The 18,486-nt window shown below is 44.3% G+C and carries 19 protein-coding genes; 3 read left to right on the top strand and 16 right to left on the bottom strand.

The genetic code is table 11. From position 1 onward, the window contains the following. Positions 1 to 2: 2 nt before the first annotated feature. Together cysD and KFE98_00720 are read left to right on the top strand one after the other, a co-directional pair. A complete protein-coding gene (gene cysD, locus KFE98_00715) occupies positions 3 to 905 on the top strand; it encodes a sulfate adenylyltransferase subunit CysD (GenBank protein ID UTW62708.1) in 903 nt (300 codons plus the stop codon). Positions 906 to 921: 16 nt separating this feature from the next. After that, positions 922 to 2,178, top strand: coding sequence for a GTP-binding protein (locus KFE98_00720; protein UTW62709.1), 1,257 nt, complete (start codon positions 922 to 924; stop codon positions 2,176 to 2,178). Here KFE98_00720 and KFE98_00725 read toward each other — a convergent pair. The 12 genes from KFE98_00725 to KFE98_00780 form a co-directional block, all read right to left on the bottom strand. Next, entirely contained in the window at positions 2,175 to 3,068 is an 894-nt protein-coding gene (locus KFE98_00725) for a hypothetical protein (GenBank protein ID UTW62710.1), read from the bottom strand. The genes KFE98_00720 and KFE98_00725 overlap by 4 nt on opposite strands. Continuing rightward, positions 3,065 to 4,309: an O-antigen ligase family protein gene (locus tag KFE98_00730; protein UTW62711.1), complete on the bottom strand. Its 1,245-nt coding sequence runs from the start codon at positions 4,307 to 4,309 to the stop codon at positions 3,065 to 3,067. The genes KFE98_00725 and KFE98_00730 overlap by 4 nt, the downstream gene beginning before the upstream one ends. A gap of 216 nt (positions 4,310 to 4,525) precedes the next feature. Next, the gene (locus KFE98_00735) at positions 4,526 to 5,212 is read right to left on the bottom strand and encodes an NAD(P)-dependent oxidoreductase (GenBank protein UTW62712.1); all 687 of its coding nucleotides are present in this window, start codon (positions 5,210 to 5,212) and stop codon (positions 4,526 to 4,528) included. Then, positions 5,209 to 6,351 carry a glycosyltransferase family 4 protein gene (locus KFE98_00740; GenBank protein UTW62713.1) on the bottom strand — a complete coding sequence of 381 codons (1,143 nt, stop codon included), beginning with the start codon at positions 6,349 to 6,351 and terminating at the stop codon, positions 5,209 to 5,211. Before KFE98_00740 ends, KFE98_00735 begins: the two co-directional genes overlap by 4 nt. 16 nt (positions 6,352 to 6,367) lie before the next feature. Further along, on the bottom strand, positions 6,368 to 7,498 hold the full coding sequence (rffA, locus tag KFE98_00745; GenBank protein UTW62714.1) for a dTDP-4-amino-4,6-dideoxygalactose transaminase: 1,131 nt from the start codon (positions 7,496 to 7,498) through the stop codon (positions 6,368 to 6,370). After that, on the bottom strand, positions 7,495 to 8,196 hold the full coding sequence (locus tag KFE98_00750) for a metallophosphoesterase family protein (GenBank protein UTW62715.1): 702 nt from the start codon (positions 8,194 to 8,196) through the stop codon (positions 7,495 to 7,497). Before KFE98_00750 ends, rffA begins: the two co-directional genes overlap by 4 nt. Next, positions 8,189 to 9,151, bottom strand: coding sequence for an ATP-grasp domain-containing protein (locus KFE98_00755; protein UTW62716.1), 963 nt, complete (start codon positions 9,149 to 9,151; stop codon positions 8,189 to 8,191). Before KFE98_00755 ends, KFE98_00750 begins: the two co-directional genes overlap by 8 nt. A 2-nt stretch (positions 9,152 to 9,153) precedes the next feature. Beyond that, on the bottom strand, positions 9,154 to 9,903 hold the full coding sequence (locus tag KFE98_00760; protein ID UTW62717.1) for a class I SAM-dependent methyltransferase: 750 nt from the start codon (positions 9,901 to 9,903) through the stop codon (positions 9,154 to 9,156). Further along, positions 9,900 to 10,826 (bottom strand): glycosyltransferase family 2 protein, encoded by a 927-nt coding sequence (locus tag KFE98_00765; protein ID UTW62718.1) that lies wholly within the window; start codon positions 10,824 to 10,826, stop codon positions 9,900 to 9,902. The genes KFE98_00760 and KFE98_00765 overlap by 4 nt, the downstream gene beginning before the upstream one ends. Further along, positions 10,816 to 11,523, bottom strand: coding sequence for a WbqC family protein (locus KFE98_00770; protein UTW62719.1), 708 nt, complete (start codon positions 11,521 to 11,523; stop codon positions 10,816 to 10,818). The genes KFE98_00765 and KFE98_00770 overlap by 11 nt, the downstream gene beginning before the upstream one ends. 92 nt (positions 11,524 to 11,615) lie before the next feature. Then, a complete protein-coding gene (locus tag KFE98_00775) occupies positions 11,616 to 13,067 on the bottom strand; it encodes a hypothetical protein (GenBank protein UTW62720.1) in 1,452 nt (483 codons plus the stop codon). Between the two features lie 42 nt (positions 13,068 to 13,109). Beyond that, entirely contained in the window at positions 13,110 to 14,261 is a 1,152-nt protein-coding gene (locus tag KFE98_00780) for a hypothetical protein (protein ID UTW62721.1), read from the bottom strand. Between the two features lie 162 nt (positions 14,262 to 14,423). On the opposite strand from KFE98_00780, the gene KFE98_00785 reads away from it, so the two are divergent. Further along, positions 14,424 to 15,272: a class I SAM-dependent methyltransferase gene (locus KFE98_00785; protein ID UTW62722.1), complete on the top strand. Its 849-nt coding sequence runs from the start codon at positions 14,424 to 14,426 to the stop codon at positions 15,270 to 15,272. A 17-nt stretch (positions 15,273 to 15,289) separates the two neighbouring features. Here KFE98_00785 and wecB read toward each other — a convergent pair whose 3' ends face one another. The 4 genes from wecB to KFE98_00805 are packed head-to-tail and all read right to left on the bottom strand — an operon-like array spanning position 15,290 to position 18,485. Beyond that, positions 15,290 to 16,381 carry a UDP-N-acetylglucosamine 2-epimerase (non-hydrolyzing) gene (gene wecB, locus KFE98_00790; GenBank protein ID UTW62723.1) on the bottom strand — a complete coding sequence of 364 codons (1,092 nt, stop codon included), beginning with the start codon at positions 16,379 to 16,381 and terminating at the stop codon, positions 15,290 to 15,292. 30 nt (positions 16,382 to 16,411) lie between these two features. Further along, positions 16,412 to 16,834, bottom strand: a complete 423-nt coding sequence (locus KFE98_00795) for an adenylyltransferase/cytidyltransferase family protein (protein ID UTW62724.1) — start codon at positions 16,832 to 16,834, stop codon at positions 16,412 to 16,414. Further along, the gene (locus tag KFE98_00800) at positions 16,831 to 17,565 is read right to left on the bottom strand and encodes an FkbM family methyltransferase (protein UTW62725.1); all 735 of its coding nucleotides are present in this window, start codon (positions 17,563 to 17,565) and stop codon (positions 16,831 to 16,833) included. Before KFE98_00800 ends, KFE98_00795 begins: the two co-directional genes overlap by 4 nt. A gap of 11 nt (positions 17,566 to 17,576) precedes the next feature. Then, positions 17,577 to 18,485, bottom strand: coding sequence for an NAD-dependent epimerase/dehydratase family protein (locus KFE98_00805; GenBank protein UTW62726.1), 909 nt, complete (start codon positions 18,483 to 18,485; stop codon positions 17,577 to 17,579). Position 18,486 lies beyond the last annotated feature (1 nt).

An 18,486-nucleotide genomic window follows, 5' to 3' on the forward strand; every position in this document is an offset into this window, starting at 1 on the left:
ACATGAAATTGCACTTAAATCACCTAAGAACTCTCGAGGCAGAGGCTATGTATATCATTCGCGAAGCCTATGCCCAATTTGAAAACCCTGTGATCCTTTTTTCGGGTGGAAAAGACTCCATTGTGATGGCACATATTGCCCGCAAGGCGTTTTACCCGGCAAAGCTTCCTTTTCCTTTGATGCACATTGATACGGGACATAACTTTCCGGAAACCCTGGAATTTAGAGACCGCTTTGTGGAGAAGATGGAAACCCGCTTGATCGTAGGTTCGGTTCAAAAGAGCATTGACGAAGGACGTGCTCAGGACGAAAATGGAGTAAACGCATCTCGCAATCGTATTCAATCCATTACCCTTTTGGATGCCATTGAAGAAAACAAGGTGGATTGTTGTTTAGGTGGTGGCCGAAGAGATGAGGAAAAAGCCAGGGCCAAAGAAAGAATATTCTCCCACCGCGACGATTTTGGGCAATGGGATCCCAAAAACCAGCGTCCGGAGCTTTGGAATCTGTACAACGGCAAGAAAAGCATGGGCGAGCACTTTCGGGTATTCCCGCTAAGTAACTTTACCGAGCTTGACATCTGGCAGTACATTCAGCTGGAAAACATTGAATTGCCATCGCTCTACTTTGCTCACGAAAGAGAAGTCATTTTCCGAAATGATACTATTCTGGCCAACTCGAGCTACCTCAACTTAAAACCCAATGAGACTCCAGTAATGAAAAAAGTTCGTTTCCGAACCATTGGAGACTTGACCATTACCGGTGCCGTGGAATCGGATGCCGATAACCTGGAAATGATTATTGGGGAAATTGCTGCTTCCCGCAAAACCGAACGTGGTGGACGTGCTGACGATCAGCGCTCAGAAACGGCCATGGAAGATCGAAAAAAGGAAGGTTACTTTTAACAGAATTGCCAAACACATGTTGACAGAAGATATAGAACTTTTACGTTTTACTACCGCCGGTAGTGTGGATGATGGAAAATCAACCCTCATTGGACGTTTGTTGTATGACTCCAAGTCCATTTTTGAGGACCAGCTCTCGGCAGTGGAGCAAAGCAGCCAGAAAAGAGGCCTGGATGAACTGGACTTCTCCCTGCTCACGGATGGACTAAAGGACGAAAGAGAACAAGGAATCACGATTGACGTGGCCTACCGCTACTTTTCCACTCCCAAGCGTAAATTCATCATTGCCGATACTCCAGGACACATCCAGTATACCCGTAACATGGTGACTGGTGCCTCCAACGCCAACTTAGCATTGATTTTGGTCGATGTGCGTAATGGGGTGATTGAACAAACCAAAAGACACGCCTTCATCGCCAGTTTGCTCCAAATTCCTCACTTGATCGTTTGCATCAACAAAATGGATTTGGTCGACTATTCGGAAGAAGCTTATGAAAAGGTGATTCAGGAATTTAACGAGATTTCTCACAAACTCCAGGTTAAGGATATCCAGTTCATTCCAATCAGCGCCCTCAAAGGCGACAATGTGGTGAATTCTTCCGAAAATATGGATTGGTACCACGGAGCTACCCTTCTCCATACCTTGGAAACCGTACATATCTCGAATGACGAAAATTTCCTCGATAGCAGATTCCCGGTACAAACCGTAATTCGCCCACACAGCGAAGCTTTCCACGATTTTAGAGGATACGCCGGAATGGTTACTTCAGGGGTTTTCAAAAAGGGTGAAGAAGTAATTGCCCTTCCTTCCGGAATGACCAGCACCATTCAGGACATAATGGTGGGCGATGACTCAGTGGAAACAGCTTATCCTCCTATGTCGGTAGTAATGACTCTGGAAGATGATATCGACATCAGCCGCGGTAATATGCTGGTTCGGGTGAACAATCAACCGGAACAAGCCCAGGATTTAGATGCCATGATCTGCTGGTTTAGTCACAATGCCTTGCAAACGCGGAAACGTTACTTGCTGAAGCATACGACCAATGAAGTGAAAGCTATGGTGAAAGAAGTGCTGTACAAAGTAGACATCAACACCATGAGCCGAAACGAGGAGGATTTGAACATCCGTTTGAATGATATCTGCCGGGTGAAGTTGAGAAGCACCCAGCCTTTGATGACAGATCCTTACCGGACCAATAGACGCTTAGGTGCCTTTATTATCGTGGATGAAATGACTCACGAGACCTTGGGTGCCGGAATGATTCGTTAAAGGGAGTTTTGTACCATTTCCTGAGCCTTGGGTAAAATAGCCGAGGCTACCTTTTGATTTCCCAATGCATTGAGGTGAATGAAATCTCGGTAACATTCATCAGTCATGTAATTCATTCCCTGAATTGTGGGAACTCCTTGCTGTTTCCAAATCTCCAGGATTTCGAGTCCGTCTTGTTCATATTGTTGTTGGGCTACCTCTTCTCGGGTCGGATGCAAGTATCCCAATACCTGAATTCCATCCCGATCGGCCATTTCTTTTAACTGTCTGAAGCCTTGATTTTCGGTCCCAAAGCTCGGGTCGCGAGGAGCATTGGGATAAGGGGCAGCATCCCAGCGGTGCATCACCAACTTTTTACGAATCAATTCAACCCAGGCCAGACTGTAGGACTCTATTGGATAATTGATATTTACCTCAATGGGACTGTATTCGCCAATGAAATCTTTTCGATCGTGAGAAGAGTAAACCAGTATCATCACCTTGGCATCGAAGGTGCCATATCGTTTCAAGTAAGCCGCTCCATTTTCCGGCCCCCAGCTTCCGGCAGAAATATTAAGTACTTGAATGGGTGTATCGATCGCCAGGTTTAAACTATCCTTGAGTAAATTACTGGACAACTCATTATTAGAAAGGTGATCTCCACCATTAATGATCGAATCTCCAATTTTGAGTACGGTTATCTTTCCCTTTACCGGCTCGGGATTACGCTGCGACAAGGAGTTGGTCTCAATCAGGTTTCCAAATCGTTTTACCTTTTGATTGGGCACCAAAATGTATTCGAAATCACGATCCCCCATATAAAGTACAGGGTTCCCCATGCCCATAAAACGCATTACAATTTCGGAAACCAAAAGGAGTACGACTATAACCAGAAGTATTTTCCGAATCAAAACTGACGCTTTAGAGTACCACTAACGAAGGCAGGAATTTTTTCTTCTACTTCCTCCCATTTTAGCTCACTCAATTGCAGGGTAACGGTCATAAAAAAGATGACGGTATAGGGGTTGAGTGATGCTCCTAACCAAGGCTCAAAGTTGGCCTGAAAGAAGGCGGCATATAATGCCGGGAAAGCCAATTTACTTTTCTTAGCAGCCCGGGTGAAGGTAGCCAGCAATCCTCCCAGAAACAGGATCAGACCAATCAGGCCGTTGTTCAGCCAAACAATGAGGTAAGTATTGTGCACCCCACCTTGGTGGTTTAGGGTTTCCAGCAGGATCTGAATAGGACCGAAAATCCAAATTTCATCGTAGGCCCATCCCCGACCCAAAAAGAAGTTTTTCTGAATCTCCTCCCAGGCGAATCGCCAGGCAATTAGTCGACCAGAACCCGTTTCTACACCCTGAGAACCTTCCAATCGAAGTTCATCTTGCAATCCCACCTCGGTAAGCACATATACACCTGCCTCCAATACAAAATCGTACACGAATATCAGGGTACCTACCATGAGTAAGCCAACGGCTAAAGAGATTCGGGAGGTGATGTAATTGAAAACATAAAAAATGAGTACCGACATCAAGGCTGCCCGACTACCCGAATAAAGTAGCGTGACGATAACAATGAGGTAAAAAAAGATGCGCTCTCTACGTCCAAACCCCTTGTCTTCAAGTTTGCTCTTAACGGTTTCAAAAAACAGCAAGGTAAAGAGGCAATACATGGCCAATCCATTGGGGTTACCAAAGATTCCACGAAGGCGCCCCCCGTGACTGATTCCATATTCACTGATGGATCCAAAAACCAGGCAGGAAATAATAATGAGTGCCGAAAAAGTAACAATTCCCTTAAGCGCCGTACGAGGCTGATGCTCGGTAAAGTACTTCATGTAAAAGGGCGCTGAAATTACCAAAAGGCAATAGGACAAGTATTTACGCGCACTTAACCCGAGGTCAGGACTTACGAAAACCATAGCCATTGCCAGGAGCAAAAAGGGCGTAAGATTCCTTAAAACATGATTGGTATAGCCGTATTGCCGATAAATCATAAGGCCCCCAATGAAGACTATGACCATGTAGAGCGGCTTGACTTGGGTGGCAAACTCCAGGTAAAAGTTATCTGAAAGGATAAGCAAATACCAGAAGGACATAAAAATCATGAGGTAGTTTCTCTGGGCCAAAAGCAGTAGCCCAAAGATCAAAACGATCCCAATAATTAAAAATGAATTCAGCTGAAAAATCAGCGGCCAACTCATTAAAAATATCAGAAATGAAAAGTTCTTTTTAATAAACTCTACCATGAATTGAACTGCTTAGGATCTGCGCTTCTACGGGCCCGTAAATATATAATAACTTACCCTGTGGATGATAAGCAATTCATCAACTCGATCATCCAAATTTTAGAGCAAATTTCTACTCTACTTATTTTTATCGGTCAAGAATTGGGTGATGATCTCTTCTGGTGACTGAAGATAGCGGTGGTTATCCTTTTCAATCAGTGTTTCAAATCTCTGAGTATCCACTGAATAGCGATCTCCTTTGTGTACTTTTTGGTAACGAGCCTTTTGCCCAAGCCCCTCTTCCATAATTTCTACCAACCGGGATACCGATGTGGCATTAGGGTGGCAAACATTGATCTCAAACAAATCAGATTGAGTGAGTGCCGCTGAGATAGCTGCCGCCAAATCTCCTGACCAAAACAGGTAGCGTTCAGCCTCGGTATGCAATTCAAATTCTCCACCAGAAGTGATTTGATTGTAGAGAAAATTGCAAAATTGATTCGGGTTGGAGGTCGGCCCTACCAAAATGGGTAATCGAACCACCAGGGCTCGCTTGGATTCGAGTAGCAAGGCTTCTACTTTCCTTTTGAACTGCACGTATGCCGTACTCGACTTACTCGGATCGAAAACACTACAGGTGCTGAAATAGACAAATTTTTTATCTGGAAAACGATCCATGTACTCCTGAAGCAGAGTCCACTCCCGATTAAAGGGATCTTCCAATTTCTCTCCACTGTTGGCTACTCCTGAAGCAAAAATGACCAGGTCTTCCCGATCCTTCAAAGAGGCACAACTCCTCGCTACTAATCCATTTCCGACTATCAAACCGAGGCCGAATTTAATACTTCTATCAAACGATTGCCCAGGTATTCCCAGGTAAATGATTCCTTCACTTGATCCAAAGCACCTTGCTTTCTTCGGTCCAGTTCTTTAGGATCTTCCTGAATGAGAAGATTAAATTGTTTCTCAAACTCCTGATGATCCGGAACCAACCAGCCAGTATGATCATTGACCAACTGATTTACAGCGCCAACATCCATGGCCAAAGCCGTTAATCCACGCCCCATAGATTCGGGTAACACGGTAGGAAAACCTTCCGATATACTTGGAAGTAACAAACAATCGCAAGTATCTACAATGTTAAAATATTGCGTAAGTGAAGTAACCTTACCATGGTAATGAAATGCAGCATCGGTAGGACGAATTCCTTCGTCTAATTCTCCAATCCAATGCAATTCAAAATCGCCTTTCTTTCCAAATGCCTGATTGGCAATTTGCAGCAGTTCGGGAATACCCTTTCTACGCTCATTTCTTCCAATGAAAAGAAACTTCTTAGTACTTCCGGTGGGCTGTATGCTATCCTTTAGGTTGTCCTTGAGCAATCCTCCGTGAAAATTGATCAAGTTCTTATCACTTCCCAAAAGCTTGTGGTGCAGGTCACGAATTTTCCCGCCGTAACAAAGAATCCAATCCGCATTTCTTAGACTGTCTAAAGCGATTCGTTGGAGGCTCTTAGCTGCCATCTTCGATTTAAAATCAAAGGTGGGTTGGAACATTTCCAAGCCGTGCAGCTGAGAAATTACTGGTGGAAAATTCTTTCGGGACTCCTTCTTCCAGGTACAAGCTGTAAACCCTTTGGTTAAGATGGCATCAAATGAGGATAGGTCGTCCCTGCCTTCCAAAGCTTTATACAAGTTTTTACTATATCCACGTTCCGACAAAACGTAAGTAAGGGGCATGGAAAAAGTGGGGTACTCAACAGGGTTTAGTTTCACTTGACCTTTCCAAGTTTTTGGAAACACCTCCCAGAACTTATCCTGGTTCAAATAGGCGGGTAAATAGACCTCTACCTGCCATCCCCGTTCCACGAGAGCCAAAAGCAGGTAGTAAGCATGACGTTGCATACCACCAATGGTCATGGGATAAATCCCGTCTGTAATCAGAAGAGCTTTAGGTGCTGTCATGAAGATTGCCGTCTATTTATAGGTAAAACTTCCTGATTCGTTCTATGACGCGAAGCTGCTCGTCCTTTTCCAAAGCAGCATAAAACGGCAATCGAACCAAACAGGAGGAATACCGATCGCAATTGCTTAAGTCTCGTCCGTCATGCTTGTCTTTGAAGTAATCGCTTTGGTGCAAACTCTGGTAGTGGAACACAGCGTGAATGTTTTCTTCCTTGAGGAATTTGATCAGCTCAGATCGTTGTTTCAGGGAATCACAAACCAGATAGAACATGTGGTAATTGTTGGTCGCATAGTCTGGAATAACAGGCATGCGAACTTTATCGTTCAAGTCTTTTAGTCCTTCCCAATACAGGTTCCAAATCTCCGCTCTTCGCGACTGAATGGCTTCCAGATTCTGAAGCTGGGCATAGAGGAAAGCTGCAATCATTTCTGATGGCAAATAGGACGATCCTAAGTCTACCCAGCCGTATTTATCAATCTCGCCCCGAAAAAATGCCGAGCGATTGGTTCCTTTTTCCCATACTATTTCTGACCGTTCTACCCACTGATCATCGTTGATAGCGATCAATCCACCTTCACCTGAAATCACATTTTTGGTTTCATGAAAAGAAAAGGTGGCCATCTGTCCAATACTTCCCAGCGACCGTCCTTTGTAAAATGAATCGATAGCCTGAGCCGCATCTTCTACTACGTATACCCCATGTTTTTTGGCCACTTCCATGATGGGGTCCATATCACATGCTACTCCGGCGTAGTGTACCGGTACGATCAATTTGGTTTTAGGCGTGATCAACGATTCGATGGCTTCTTCATCCATTCCCGGATGATCGGGTCTGGAATCAATGAATCGAAGCTTTGCACCTTTTAAGGCAAATGCATTTGCTGTGGAAACAAAGGTGTAAGAAGGTAGAATTACCTCATCGCCCGGTTGCAAATTCAAGAGCACTGCGCTCATTTCCAAGGCATGGGTACAAGACGTGGTCAGTAGTCCTTTTTTAATGGAGTAACGCTCCTCAAAAAAAGCCTGGCATTTGCGGGTATAAGCCCCGTTTCCGGATAATTGCCCAATATCAATGGCATCAAGAATGTACTCTGTTTCCTGTCCCGTGAAATAGGGTTTATTAAAAACGATTTTCTTATGTGTCATTGTCCTATTCTAACTCCTCGGTATAATACTTGAAAAATGTACTCTTCGTAGCCCTTTCGTTTCATGTCTTCTACTATCACATCCACCGGGTACTCCACCCTCACCTGAACAAAACTATTGTCTTCCTCCAATATACCGTAGGAGGCACGTGGGTCTCCATCACGAGGTTGCCCGATGGAGGCCGGGTTCAAATGCATTTGGCCACTTTCCACTTGTTTACAGAAAAACTGATGAGTATGTCCAGTAGCCAGAATATGGGTATCCTCTAAATAGTTGTCCGCATATTCCTGATCAAAATTCAAAAGGTATTCATCAATTGGATCCTGCATCCCGCCGTGAACCATCATCAACTTACGGTTATTCCGGGAAATGGTTCTGGATTCTGGCATTTCGGCCAGGAAGGAAATATTTTCTGAGCTTAACTCTTTCTGCTGGCGTTGCAAAATACGAGTCGCCGTTTTCGATCGATCGATGCGCCCTTCGTTGTGAATTAAGGCATAATCGTGGTTTCCCATAATGCAGGGAATCTGTTCTTCCCGCAATCGATCAACCACTTCATTGACCATGGAATTAAATCCAATTAAGTCACCCAGGCAATATACTTGCTGAATTCCTCGCTGGTGGATGTCCTTTAAAACGGCATCCAGAGCAGGGTAATTCCCATGAATGTCAGATATAAAGGCTATGGGTTCAGTCATAATGTATTTGGTCCTTGATGTATCGAACAGCTCTCCCGGATTTAAGAGAAACTTCTTCGGGAAGTTCACCTAATAAAAAGTAGGAAAGGCACATTTCCGGTTCATTGTAACCAAAAGACGTTCTAATGGAACAGGCACTGGATATTCTGGGGTTTATTTCCAAAATATAGGGTTTACCATCCTCCATCCTAAACTGCATATTGGTGGGTCCAATGGGACGAAACACCTGACAGAGTTTAGCGGCATATTCCATAATGGCAGCGTTGTTCTCAACCCAGGCCTTTGACGTTGAACCGTCCTTAGAAAGAACTCTTCTCAAAAGAATGGAATTTTTAAAACTGCCATCTCCCGTACCAAAAACGGCCAGGGTATATTCACTTTGTTCGTCCCCAATTACCTTTTGACAAAGGATCGCATCGGGGTCGGACTCCGTGTAAAAATCAAATTCTCGTTTTGTATGGATCTTACGAATACCCTTAGAGGCAGAACCTTTGCGCGGCTTGATCAAAAAGGGCAATCCCAATTGTTCAGCGTTTTGCTCAAAGGAACATCCCTGCAAAGTTGGGATTACGTCCCAATCGGATTCATTTTCCAAGTATCGGTAGAAGTCCAGTTTATCAGTGCACAGTTCCATAAGCTTGGATTGATTGTGCACCCATTTGGCCTTGAGTTGCTCACCAGCGGCCATAAAGGCTTGGATGTCGGGCTCAATTCCTGGAATGATCAAATCAATTTGGCGCTCAGCAACCAGCTGATTGATGTAGGGAATAAAATCAGGATCATTGGCTGGAATACCTTGAATAAAAGTATCGCACCACTCCTGCCCTACCGCATCGTCATAAATATCAATTCCAATAATATGGAGATCGTATTTAGACGCTTTAAGGGAATGCAAAATGCCATAACCGATGATGGCTCCAACTCCGGTAACCAGTACCGTTTTTTGGTTTTGCATATTTAGCTATTAACAGAGGCTTCGATGTAAACCATCGTGGTCAATTCTGGATAGTCAACCCCGATTTTCAATAAAGCCTGGTGAATGTTGTCGTCAAAATTCAATTTCTGCATCTGCCCGGTAGTAATCACCTTCAGCGCCACTCCCTCTACCCGATGAATGGTCAATCCACAATCCTTGAGGAACTCAACGATGGTTTCGGAAGAATAGTAACGTCGATGTCCAAGGATGTAATCTTGTTCCTGAAAAGCAAACAAGTCATCCAAAAGACCGGCTTCAAATCCAATGCGACGGTTCAAGGACGTGGCGGAAGGAACGCTGATAAAGAACCGTCCACCTGGGGCCAACCATTTCTTGTAATGCTCAATGATGAATCCAGGATCGTAAACGTGCTCCAACACATTGCACATGGCAATGTTTTGAAAGGTTTTTCCCGGGTTGTATTCCTCAAAGAAGGTGCACACCAAATCCACGGAGTTCAAATCAGGGTTGTCCTCCTTGAACTTGTCAATTAAAATGGATGAACCATCGAGGGTAGTCACCTGTTTAAAATTCTCTTGGAAAATCCGGGTTGTGGTTCCATCCCCCAATCCCAATTCAAGAATTTCGTCGTGGTTTTGGGCATGGGCAACAATCTGGTTACTAATCCAGGTAATGTTGCGAATGTTCTCATCATTATAGACTCCATGGTACCCGGCGGCCGAATCCTCAATTCTCTGTCTTTCGTCGTCTGGTAAATGAATGTTGCTCACTTGATTATGGTTTTAATAATGTACAATGGGCGATTTTGAGTCTGGGTAAAAATCTTGGACAGGTAAAGCCCCACAATGCCCAAACTCAATATGACCACTCCTGTGGAAAACAGAAGCAGTGCTGCTAAGGTGGTGAATCCAGATAAAATAGTTTCTGGAAAAAGTATCTTTTTTACAAACAGGAAGGTCATAAAACTCAAACTCAACATCGAGATGATCAGACCTAAATAGAACAGGAAGTAAAGCGGCTTGGGTGAAAAGGATGAAATCGCCTGAAACATCAGATTGAGGCGATGAAAAAAGGAATAGGTCGATTTCTTTCTTGAGCTTTTCTCCACCACAATTCCTACTTGGTGGTAACCCACCCAATACATCATCCCGCCTAAAAACAGGTTTCGGTCTCCTAAGGATACCAACTTACGAACGTATTCCTGACTCATCAATCGCTCGGTCATCACGTTCTCGGGTACATGGGTTTGGCTGAAGAAGTTGAACACTTTCCAAAACCATGATCCCAGATAGGCTTTCACCCAACTTCCTTTACGCTGGGCTTGAATTCCGTAAACAACATCCGCACCCGTTTTGTGTTTTTCTTCATAAAAACGCTCGACCAAAGAGGGCATTACTTCCAGATCACAATCAATAAGGAATACATCCTTTCCAGTGGACTGTTCCAGACCAGCCGTAATGGCATAGTGATGACCAAAGTTTCTTGAAAACTCAACGATGACAATCTCAGGGGTCTGTGCCTTTCGCTTGACCAACAATTCTTTGGACTGATCCGTAATACCATCCAGCACAAAAATCAGCTCGAAGGACTGTATACCGAGCTTCTCAATGCTCTCCAAACAGCTATCGATAAACCGATTTAAATAGGACTCAGATCGGTAAACGGTGGTAACTACGCTCAGCTCAGGAGTCATAAACGGCATTGGTTTTCAAATACTTCATAGCCTCATCACCCACGTTATATAACAAATCCAAAATGGTGACGGCATGCTCAAAGGCCCCAAACATCTGCGGATATTCAGGATAGCCACTGTAATCAAAGTAGTGTACTTGAACCCCCTTATCGTTAAACAGGGACTCATCCAAATAGGATTTGGAAGCTGGACCGCAATAGTAATCCGTTGCACCAGCAGCCAGACATACATTGACCAACCTCTCGGTTTTTCCTTCTCCCAGATCAAATTCGCGGCTGTCGCTAATCTTCGTATCTATTCCCAATCGGGCGTTAATCTTCTCAATAAAATGGCGGTTTATTTCAGTCAGGTTTTCGCGAGGAGCGGTTTGGTAAATCTCTTCCACCCAAGGATGGATATCACCAAAACAAGGGGCCTTACCATAGTTCAATTGGAAAGAGCGTAAATGCTTGTCGGCCCATTTGGTTTCAGACGTTAAGGTCTCATTGATCTTCTGCTCAAACTTTCCTTTAACCACTACCGGAATGGTCAACCATTGAACCCCTTGTGGAGTTTTGATTTTGTTCCGATTACGCCAGTCACGACGGGTGTACTGCATGTCATCATACAACACGATTTCATCCACCGCATTGATGTTGTCAAAATACCCTTTCCAGGGAATGTAATTGGACTGTGTAATTACGATGCTCTTACCCATTTATCTACACCTGATTTGAACTGAAAGCCGATATACCGACCAAGCCAAATGTAGACAAATTGATTCTTTAGAAAAACCCCGAAAGAGCAATATTAGTCCGACTTGGACAAAATTTTGAACTTCCTGTCGAAATGCACGAATACCGTGGATAACAAGAGGACGTACATGGGGTAGATGGTAATGGAATAGCGAGGTCCCTGGTATTGTGAGTAATAGGAAATTACCAGCACCAGTTGAATACATAATCCAGCTATCAAAATACCGTAAAAACGGGTATCCTTTCTACGCAATAAAAGCCACAACCCGGGAATAATTCCAGCCAGTAGCAGGTAATAGAGGAAGGAGTAAAAAAGCTTGATCCCTTTTTGAACCATGTTCATTTGCCCGAAGGATGGAAAGGGAAGAAAGGTGCTTCCACTGCTGAATATCAAACGTTTCATTCCCCGAACACCGGCCCATACGCTGTATCGAAAGGGGTGGGCCTCCTGAAAAGATTTTAAATACCCCTGAGCTTCCCAATGGATCAAGGAATCTTGCCGGTAAAACTCTTCGTCAGACTCCAGGTTTTGAATCGCCTGATATCGTTCTTTTAGGTTTTGAATGTCCTGATAGGTGTAATCTACTCCCTCGAAAACATAATCTGGGAAGGTAAATGGTTCTTCTATGGGATCGCGTCGAAACCATTTGGCCATGCCGGGTTCAAAATAGACGGCTTGTCCCCCCCAACGGTAGAATAAAGTTCGAACGGATTGCCAACCCGGGCTATAAACCCGACCATAGTCCTGCACGCCTGTGGTTAAAAGCACCAGCTTGTCGTTCACCTTGTAGTTTCGCACCACCCAGGCCGACTCAAAAACGATGAAAGGAATTCCGAAAATGATTAGGTGGACTATGGTTCGCAGAAACTTCTTCCGGTACTTAACCAATATCAACAGCGGGATTAGTAGAAGGTTAACCCCTAAAAAGGGTCGAAGGAAAATCGCCCAGGCTAAAAAGAGTCCAGCCATGAGCAGGGTGCTTTTCTTAGGATCTTTTAGGTAGCGAACCAGGTGGAAGAAGAAGAAAATCATCGCACTTACCGAAAAGCTTTCCGAAATTGTCTGATAATCAAAAACGGAGGTAAAAGTGCTAATCAAGTAAATCCAAAAAGTGAAGTAAAAGGCTCTTTTGGAGTTTAAAATCAACTCGGCGGTTCGGGCCAATACATAGACCGAAGTCGCACTTAATACCAACTGACCAATAACCAGCAAATTGAGAGCAATGGCTTTGGAAAAAATGAATCGGAGCACCATGTAGGGAAACCAGTACCCGGGCATTCTCCCACTAAAGGTTTGACCGGGAATGTACTCGTAGCGCCCATGCTCAAAGAAATTGTCTACCGGAAGCAGGAAGTAATGATAGTCATTGTGTTCGAAGATCCAGCCATAGAGGAAGCGATCATCGGACTGACTGTGGTAATGAACCAGAAATAGCAACATGAGAGCCTTCACCAGTAGGGCGATGGTCAGAAAATGATACTTGTTCCAATTCCTATTAAAAAACATGGCGGCCAAGATATAGTTTACATTTTGGGTGATGGAGTTCTTCTACTTCGAATCCAAAGAAAATTGGACAATCTGCTTGAAACGAGCCTCAACATCTTCGCTGCTTTTATTGAAATACTTAGCGGCAAACGCACGACTTCTCTCTCGATCAGAGCTGTTTAACGCGGTTAGGTTCAATGCTCTTAAATCATCAAAGGATTTCAACACGTGACCTAATTTCTCCTTTTGGGTGGATTCGCTAAAATCGCCAATATCAGAGCTGATGAGCACCTGTAAACCGGCACTCAGGTATTCAGCAAACTTGACCGGTGACGCCACCTTGTTGGTAATACTTGGAGACCGCAGCAAAAGACCATAGTCTGCCAAGGAGAGGTAGGAAAACACCTGTTTATGGTCCAACCAAAAACGTTTTACCCGTCCGGAGAATTTCTGTTCCAGTCGTTGGGTCAACTCATTTTCCTTGCTCAAAAACATCAAACAGGCTTCATGTTGTTTTTCCAATAAAGCTTCGAGCGGATTGTACAAATCATCCAAGCTCTGCCAACCTGCTAAGGAACCGCTAAAAACCAATACCACAGAATCATCCGACCACCCCAGATCTTTCCGAGTCACTCCGCCGGCCTCATCCAGGTGATGGGTACTTAACGTACAGGGTACCACCACATGGTTGTTCTGGGTATACCCCAGGTATTTTTTCCAGTAGGCCACCAATTGATTCGAAACAGCTAAACGAAAGGCACTCTGATGAACCGCCTCGGTTTCCATTCGCTTGACCTCCTCGTTGCTCAAGGCTTGGTCAAAAATGTTGTATTCCTCCGCTTCTTTCCAAATAGCCCCCCGACCATCAAAAATTACCTGTGCCCCTTTTACCCCCTTAGCAATATGAGCAGCCAGAATGTTTCTGGCCAAAATTGTTTTAGGACGCCCTTTCATCAGAAAGAGGAAATTGAGAACCATCCGATTGAGTTTCCAGTTCTTGATTCGGGGAACAGCTGGCAACACGATGGCATCTGGAGCATTTTCTTTAAGCCACTCCTTATTCTTCGAGTAAGTACGTAAAGGAGCCAAAGCCACCAATCGAATCTTGTAGCCCTTTTCCGCTCCCAATTCATTCAATTTGGCCACCACGTCGATCACCTGGCTCTTGTAGATGCCGGTACCTATTTCGAGGTAAGTAAGGTAGATGTGTTCCATGGTTTATCTGTCGGGGTTCATTGGTCGCAAATGTAATTTTTTTGTGTGCACAAGCTCGACTGTTGGGGAAGTAAGCGAAGTGTTTTCTTTTCCTCGCAGGCGTGCAATCAAAGTATATATTTGTCGCTCAAGGGAACACTTTCACCCCTTAATACTAAAGGCATGGCATCACTGATTGAACTTTTGGAAAAATCTCCTGAATTTGAAAAGAAGGACGGCATCTGGTTTTATACTGAAGATTATAAGATTTCCTATCCGGATGAAGGCAATCACGTATGCTTTGAAATTGAAGATGGAAGTTTTTGGTTCAATCACCGTAACGATTGCATCGCAGCACTCGTAGATCGATTCTTGGAAAAGGATGAGGTCTTTTGTGACATTGGTGGAGGGAACGGTGTTGTATCCAAACATTTGCAAAAATCAGGGCAACCCTGTGTGTTGGTAGAACCCGGACCGAATGGGGCAGCCAATGCCGCCAAACGTGGTGTGGAACATGTGATATGCTCTACCCTACAGGTTCTTCCCAGTCAAGAAAATTTTTTGGATGCAGCCGGGGCTTTTGATGTGGTGGAACACATTGAGGATGATGTTGCCTTCGTAAAGAAAATTCACGAATCCATTAAACCAGGTGGCCATTTCATTTCTACGGTTCCTGCCTTTCAAACCCTCTGGAGTTCGGAAGATGTTGAAGCGGGACACTACCGTCGTTACACCATGAAGACCTACACTGAACTTCTTGAAAAATGTGGCTTTGAAGTGGATTACATTTCCTACTTATTCGCTCCACTTATTGCCCCTATCTTTTTACTACGTTCTCTTCCCTACAAATTGGGACGTCGAAAAGGTGCTGAGGAAATTACGGATCAGGCTGAAGGCAGCCACTCATCTGGTGGAGGTATCGTAGAAAACATCCTCAACAGTTTCTGGGCAGGAGAATTAAACAAGGTAAAAAACGGTCAACGGATCGGAGTTGGAAGTTCCGTAATTGCCGTGGGTCGGAAAAAGGGCTAAGCCTCTCTGGAATTTTCTTAGGAAAGTTGGGCCTGAATGGCCTCTAAAATACGTTCGGTCGCATGGCCATCCCATTGCGGTGGAATTTGACCTTGCTTGTATTCTCCACTCTCAATCTTTTTCAGGTAGCTGTCCACCAGATCCAAATCAAAAGGAAGAAGCGTATTGGTTCCTATATCGATGGTAACGGGTCTTTCTGTATTTGGACGCAGCGTAAGGCAAGGAACCTGACGGAAAGTGGATTCCTCCTGAATACCACCACTATCGGTAATAATAACATCGGTGTACTTGATCAACTTCTGAAAGCTGAAGTAATCCATAGGCTCTACCAGGTGAATACGATCACTACTCAGGTTTTCGGCCTGCTCAAAGGCATCTTCCAACAACTTACGGGTTCTCGGATGCACTGGAAACACCACTCGGTAACGCTCCGAAAGTCGACCCAAAAGCGCAATCAACTTATCGATTTGATTCTGCTGATCCACATTTCTTGGACGGTGCATGGTCATCAAAATGAAAGGTGAACCTTCCAATTGCAACTGATCAATGATAGGAGATTCTTCGATTTCCTGCTCGAAGGCACACATGGTGTCAATCATGGTATTACCCACGAAATGGATCTTCTCTTCAGGCACACCCTCAGTGGTCAAATGATCCAATCCGCTTTGTTCGGTAACAAAATACATGTCGGTAATGCGGTCAGTAAGCACCCGGTTAATCTCTTCAGGCATGGCCGGATCAAAGGAACGAAGACCGCTCTCAATATGCCCAACTGTAATACCCATTCGATTGGCTGCAAAGGCTGCAGCAAAGGTGCTGTTTACATCACCAGGAACCAGAACCAAGTCAGGCTGCTCGTCCGTAAAAAGCTTTTCGAGACGCTTCATTACCTCCGCGATCTGATCGATCTGAGTGGATTTTGGAATCTCTAAAAAGTAGTCTGGCTCGAGCTTAAACTGATCGAAGAATACCTGAGCCATTTTATAGTCATAGTGCTGACCGGTATGAACCACACGAATATCAAATCCAAATTGAGCGCCGTACTTCTTAAATTGGGTAATCTTAATGAAGTTGGGCCGGGTACCGACTATGACGAAAATTTTTTTCACGGATTCTCTCTATGTGGTTTGTAAATCAACTTATTCCTGAGCCGGTTTCCAGTGTTCCACTACCCTGTTTTTCACTTCGGTAGTACTGTAACCATGATCCCGGTTGGTGTAATAAATGCTCTTAGCCAAATCTGGGCCGGTGATGGGTCTCCCCCGGTAATCATCGCCTAAGAAACGTACATCAAATTGACGCTCCTTCATGATTTCCATGAGCTCCTCTTCGGAATTATAACCAATCACCTCATCCACGTAGCGTGAATTTTCGAGAATCAGTTTGCGCTCTTCAAAGGAATACACGGGAGGCTTTTTTCCTGGATTGATTTCAGGGTCTATATTCTCTGCCCGATTGAGTCCCAACACCAAATAGTCACAGTGCTCTCTGCATTCCTGAAGCATAAGCACATGACCAGCGTGAAACAGGTCGTAAACTCCGCAGGCAAACCCTACTTTCATGCGTCTTTTCTTTTGAAAACTACATCTACTTGAAGAAGTTCTCCTTTTTCGTTGAACGTGGTATGGGGTAAGAACAATACGGCTTTGTAGCCAAGCTCCACCACACGAGAGATCAAGTGATGCATTTCTCCCTGACCTTCGTAATGAGGAATAAGGGATAACTCCAGGTGAATGGCTCCGATCTTGTCCAAAACTTCCAAGGCACCGTTAATTACAGGCTCTTCAAAGCCCTGTACATCGGCCTTTAGGAAGATGTTTTTAGCATTCGGAAATTCTTTAACGATATTGTTGATCGAGTTGACTGGTGTTTCCACTTCACCAACCTGACCCAATCCCGAAATCTGTTGCAAATCTTTTTTAACCTCCAGCAAAGAACTACTTACAGAGTTAGCTGTAATCTTAATGCTGGCGCTACCTTGCTTCTCTCCTACTGCAATCCGATCGTATACGGTCCAGTTTGAAATCCCCTTCGCCTTTTGAGCGATAACTTCATGTTCCTTGGGCATGGGTTCGAAGGAAACCACCTGCACCTTAGAATCTACATAGGGCAATACCGATTCGGCAAACTGGCCAATGTTGGCTCCGATGTCAAAAATGGTGTCAAAGCTACCTTTGTTGATGATCTCCAAATAACGTCTGTGGTCAATTGGTGATAATTCATCCTGATAGCGTACCAGGTCAAATCCACTTTTACGAACCAAACTTCGAATTCCGGAAAGAAGGCTATTCATATCTTCCGATTTTATACCTCTTCCGCCAAATACTCCGCCAGGGAGCAGGAAGGGGTCCAGTTAAGAATTTCTTTTGCTTTGCTGATGTCAGCATGGGTAATCTCAGCTTCTCCATCACGTTTCTCAATGTAAACCTGATTGTCTGAAATCATATTGGCCATTTCGTTGATACTAATGGTTTCGCCATAGCCAATATTGAAGAAAGTATTGATCTTCTCCGGATGCAATCCAGCTTTAATATTAGCATCTGCCAAATCCTGAACGTGAATAAAATCTCTCATTTGCTGCCCATCACCGGTAATGGTCAATGGCTCGCCATTCTTTTGTTTGTTCAGGAAAATACCCACTACACTGCTGTAAGCGTTGAACGGGTTCTTAGCATTAAACGATCGCGGCCCGTAAGGATTGAAGTACCTCAAGGTCACATAATTCAATGGGAAACGCGTACTGATCAATTCCAGGTATTTCTCCACCTCGTATTTCTGAAAAGCATAGGGACTAATGCAATCGATCCGCTCTTCTTCTGTGGTAGGTGTGTGCAATGGCGTACCATAAATGGCACTTGATCCACTGTATACCAAACGAGGATAATGATCTTCTTTGATCATCAACTCCACCAAGTGAATGGCCGTATTCAAATTGGCAACGATGTGCTCATTGATCAGCTCAAAGCTCGGTTGAATTCGTGGCAGGGCTGCCAGGTGGAATACAATGTCGTAGGGTTTTAGCGTGGTCAAATCCGCCAAATCACCTTGGGTAAACTGAAGTCTATCGTTACCCAGATGGTGTTCAATATTGTCTTTATTACCGGTGGACAGATTGTCGATTCCGTCAACCATCCAATCGGTTTCTGCGATCACTCGGTCAAGTAGGTTGGATCCGATAAATCCAGCTACTCCTGTAATCAATACTTTTTTCATA

The organism is bacterium SCSIO 12741, from assembly GCA_024398055.1.
In the GTDB taxonomy this organism is placed as follows: domain Bacteria; phylum Bacteroidota; class Bacteroidia; order Flavobacteriales_G; family Salibacteraceae; genus SCSIO-12741.

What these genes read in the sequence shown, in the direction of transcription:
- KFE98_00795 (UTW62724.1), bottom strand. Translation starts at nt 16,834, where the DNA reads ATGAAAGTAGGGTTTGCCTGCGGAGTTTACGACCTGTTTCACGCTGGT.
- KFE98_00750 (UTW62715.1), bottom strand. Translation starts at nt 8,196, where the DNA reads ATGACTGAACCCATAGCCTTTATATCTGACATTCATGGGAATTACCCT.
- KFE98_00740 (UTW62713.1), bottom strand. Translation starts at nt 6,351, where the DNA reads ATGACAGCACCTAAAGCTCTTCTGATTACAGACGGGATTTATCCCATG.
- KFE98_00755 (UTW62716.1), bottom strand. Translation starts at nt 9,151, where the DNA reads ATGCAAAACCAAAAAACGGTACTGGTTACCGGAGTTGGAGCCATCATC.
- KFE98_00785 (UTW62722.1), top strand. Translation starts at nt 14,424, where the DNA reads ATGGCATCACTGATTGAACTTTTGGAAAAATCTCCTGAATTTGAAAAG.
- rffA (UTW62714.1), bottom strand. Translation starts at nt 7,498, where the DNA reads ATGACACATAAGAAAATCGTTTTTAATAAACCCTATTTCACGGGACAG.
- cysD (UTW62708.1), top strand. Translation starts at nt 3, where the DNA reads ATGAAATTGCACTTAAATCACCTAAGAACTCTCGAGGCAGAGGCTATG.
- KFE98_00775 (UTW62720.1), bottom strand. Translation starts at nt 13,067, where the DNA reads ATGTTTTTTAATAGGAATTGGAACAAGTATCATTTTCTGACCATCGCC.
- KFE98_00800 (UTW62725.1), bottom strand. Translation starts at nt 17,565, where the DNA reads ATGAATAGCCTTCTTTCCGGAATTCGAAGTTTGGTTCGTAAAAGTGGA.
- KFE98_00805 (UTW62726.1), bottom strand. Translation starts at nt 18,485, where the DNA reads ATGAAAAAAGTATTGATTACAGGAGTAGCTGGATTTATCGGATCCAAC.
- KFE98_00770 (UTW62719.1), bottom strand. Translation starts at nt 11,523, where the DNA reads ATGGGTAAGAGCATCGTAATTACACAGTCCAATTACATTCCCTGGAAA.
- KFE98_00765 (UTW62718.1), bottom strand. Translation starts at nt 10,826, where the DNA reads ATGACTCCTGAGCTGAGCGTAGTTACCACCGTTTACCGATCTGAGTCC.
- KFE98_00780 (UTW62721.1), bottom strand. Translation starts at nt 14,261, where the DNA reads ATGGAACACATCTACCTTACTTACCTCGAAATAGGTACCGGCATCTAC.
- KFE98_00720 (UTW62709.1), top strand. Translation starts at nt 922, where the DNA reads ATGTTGACAGAAGATATAGAACTTTTACGTTTTACTACCGCCGGTAGT.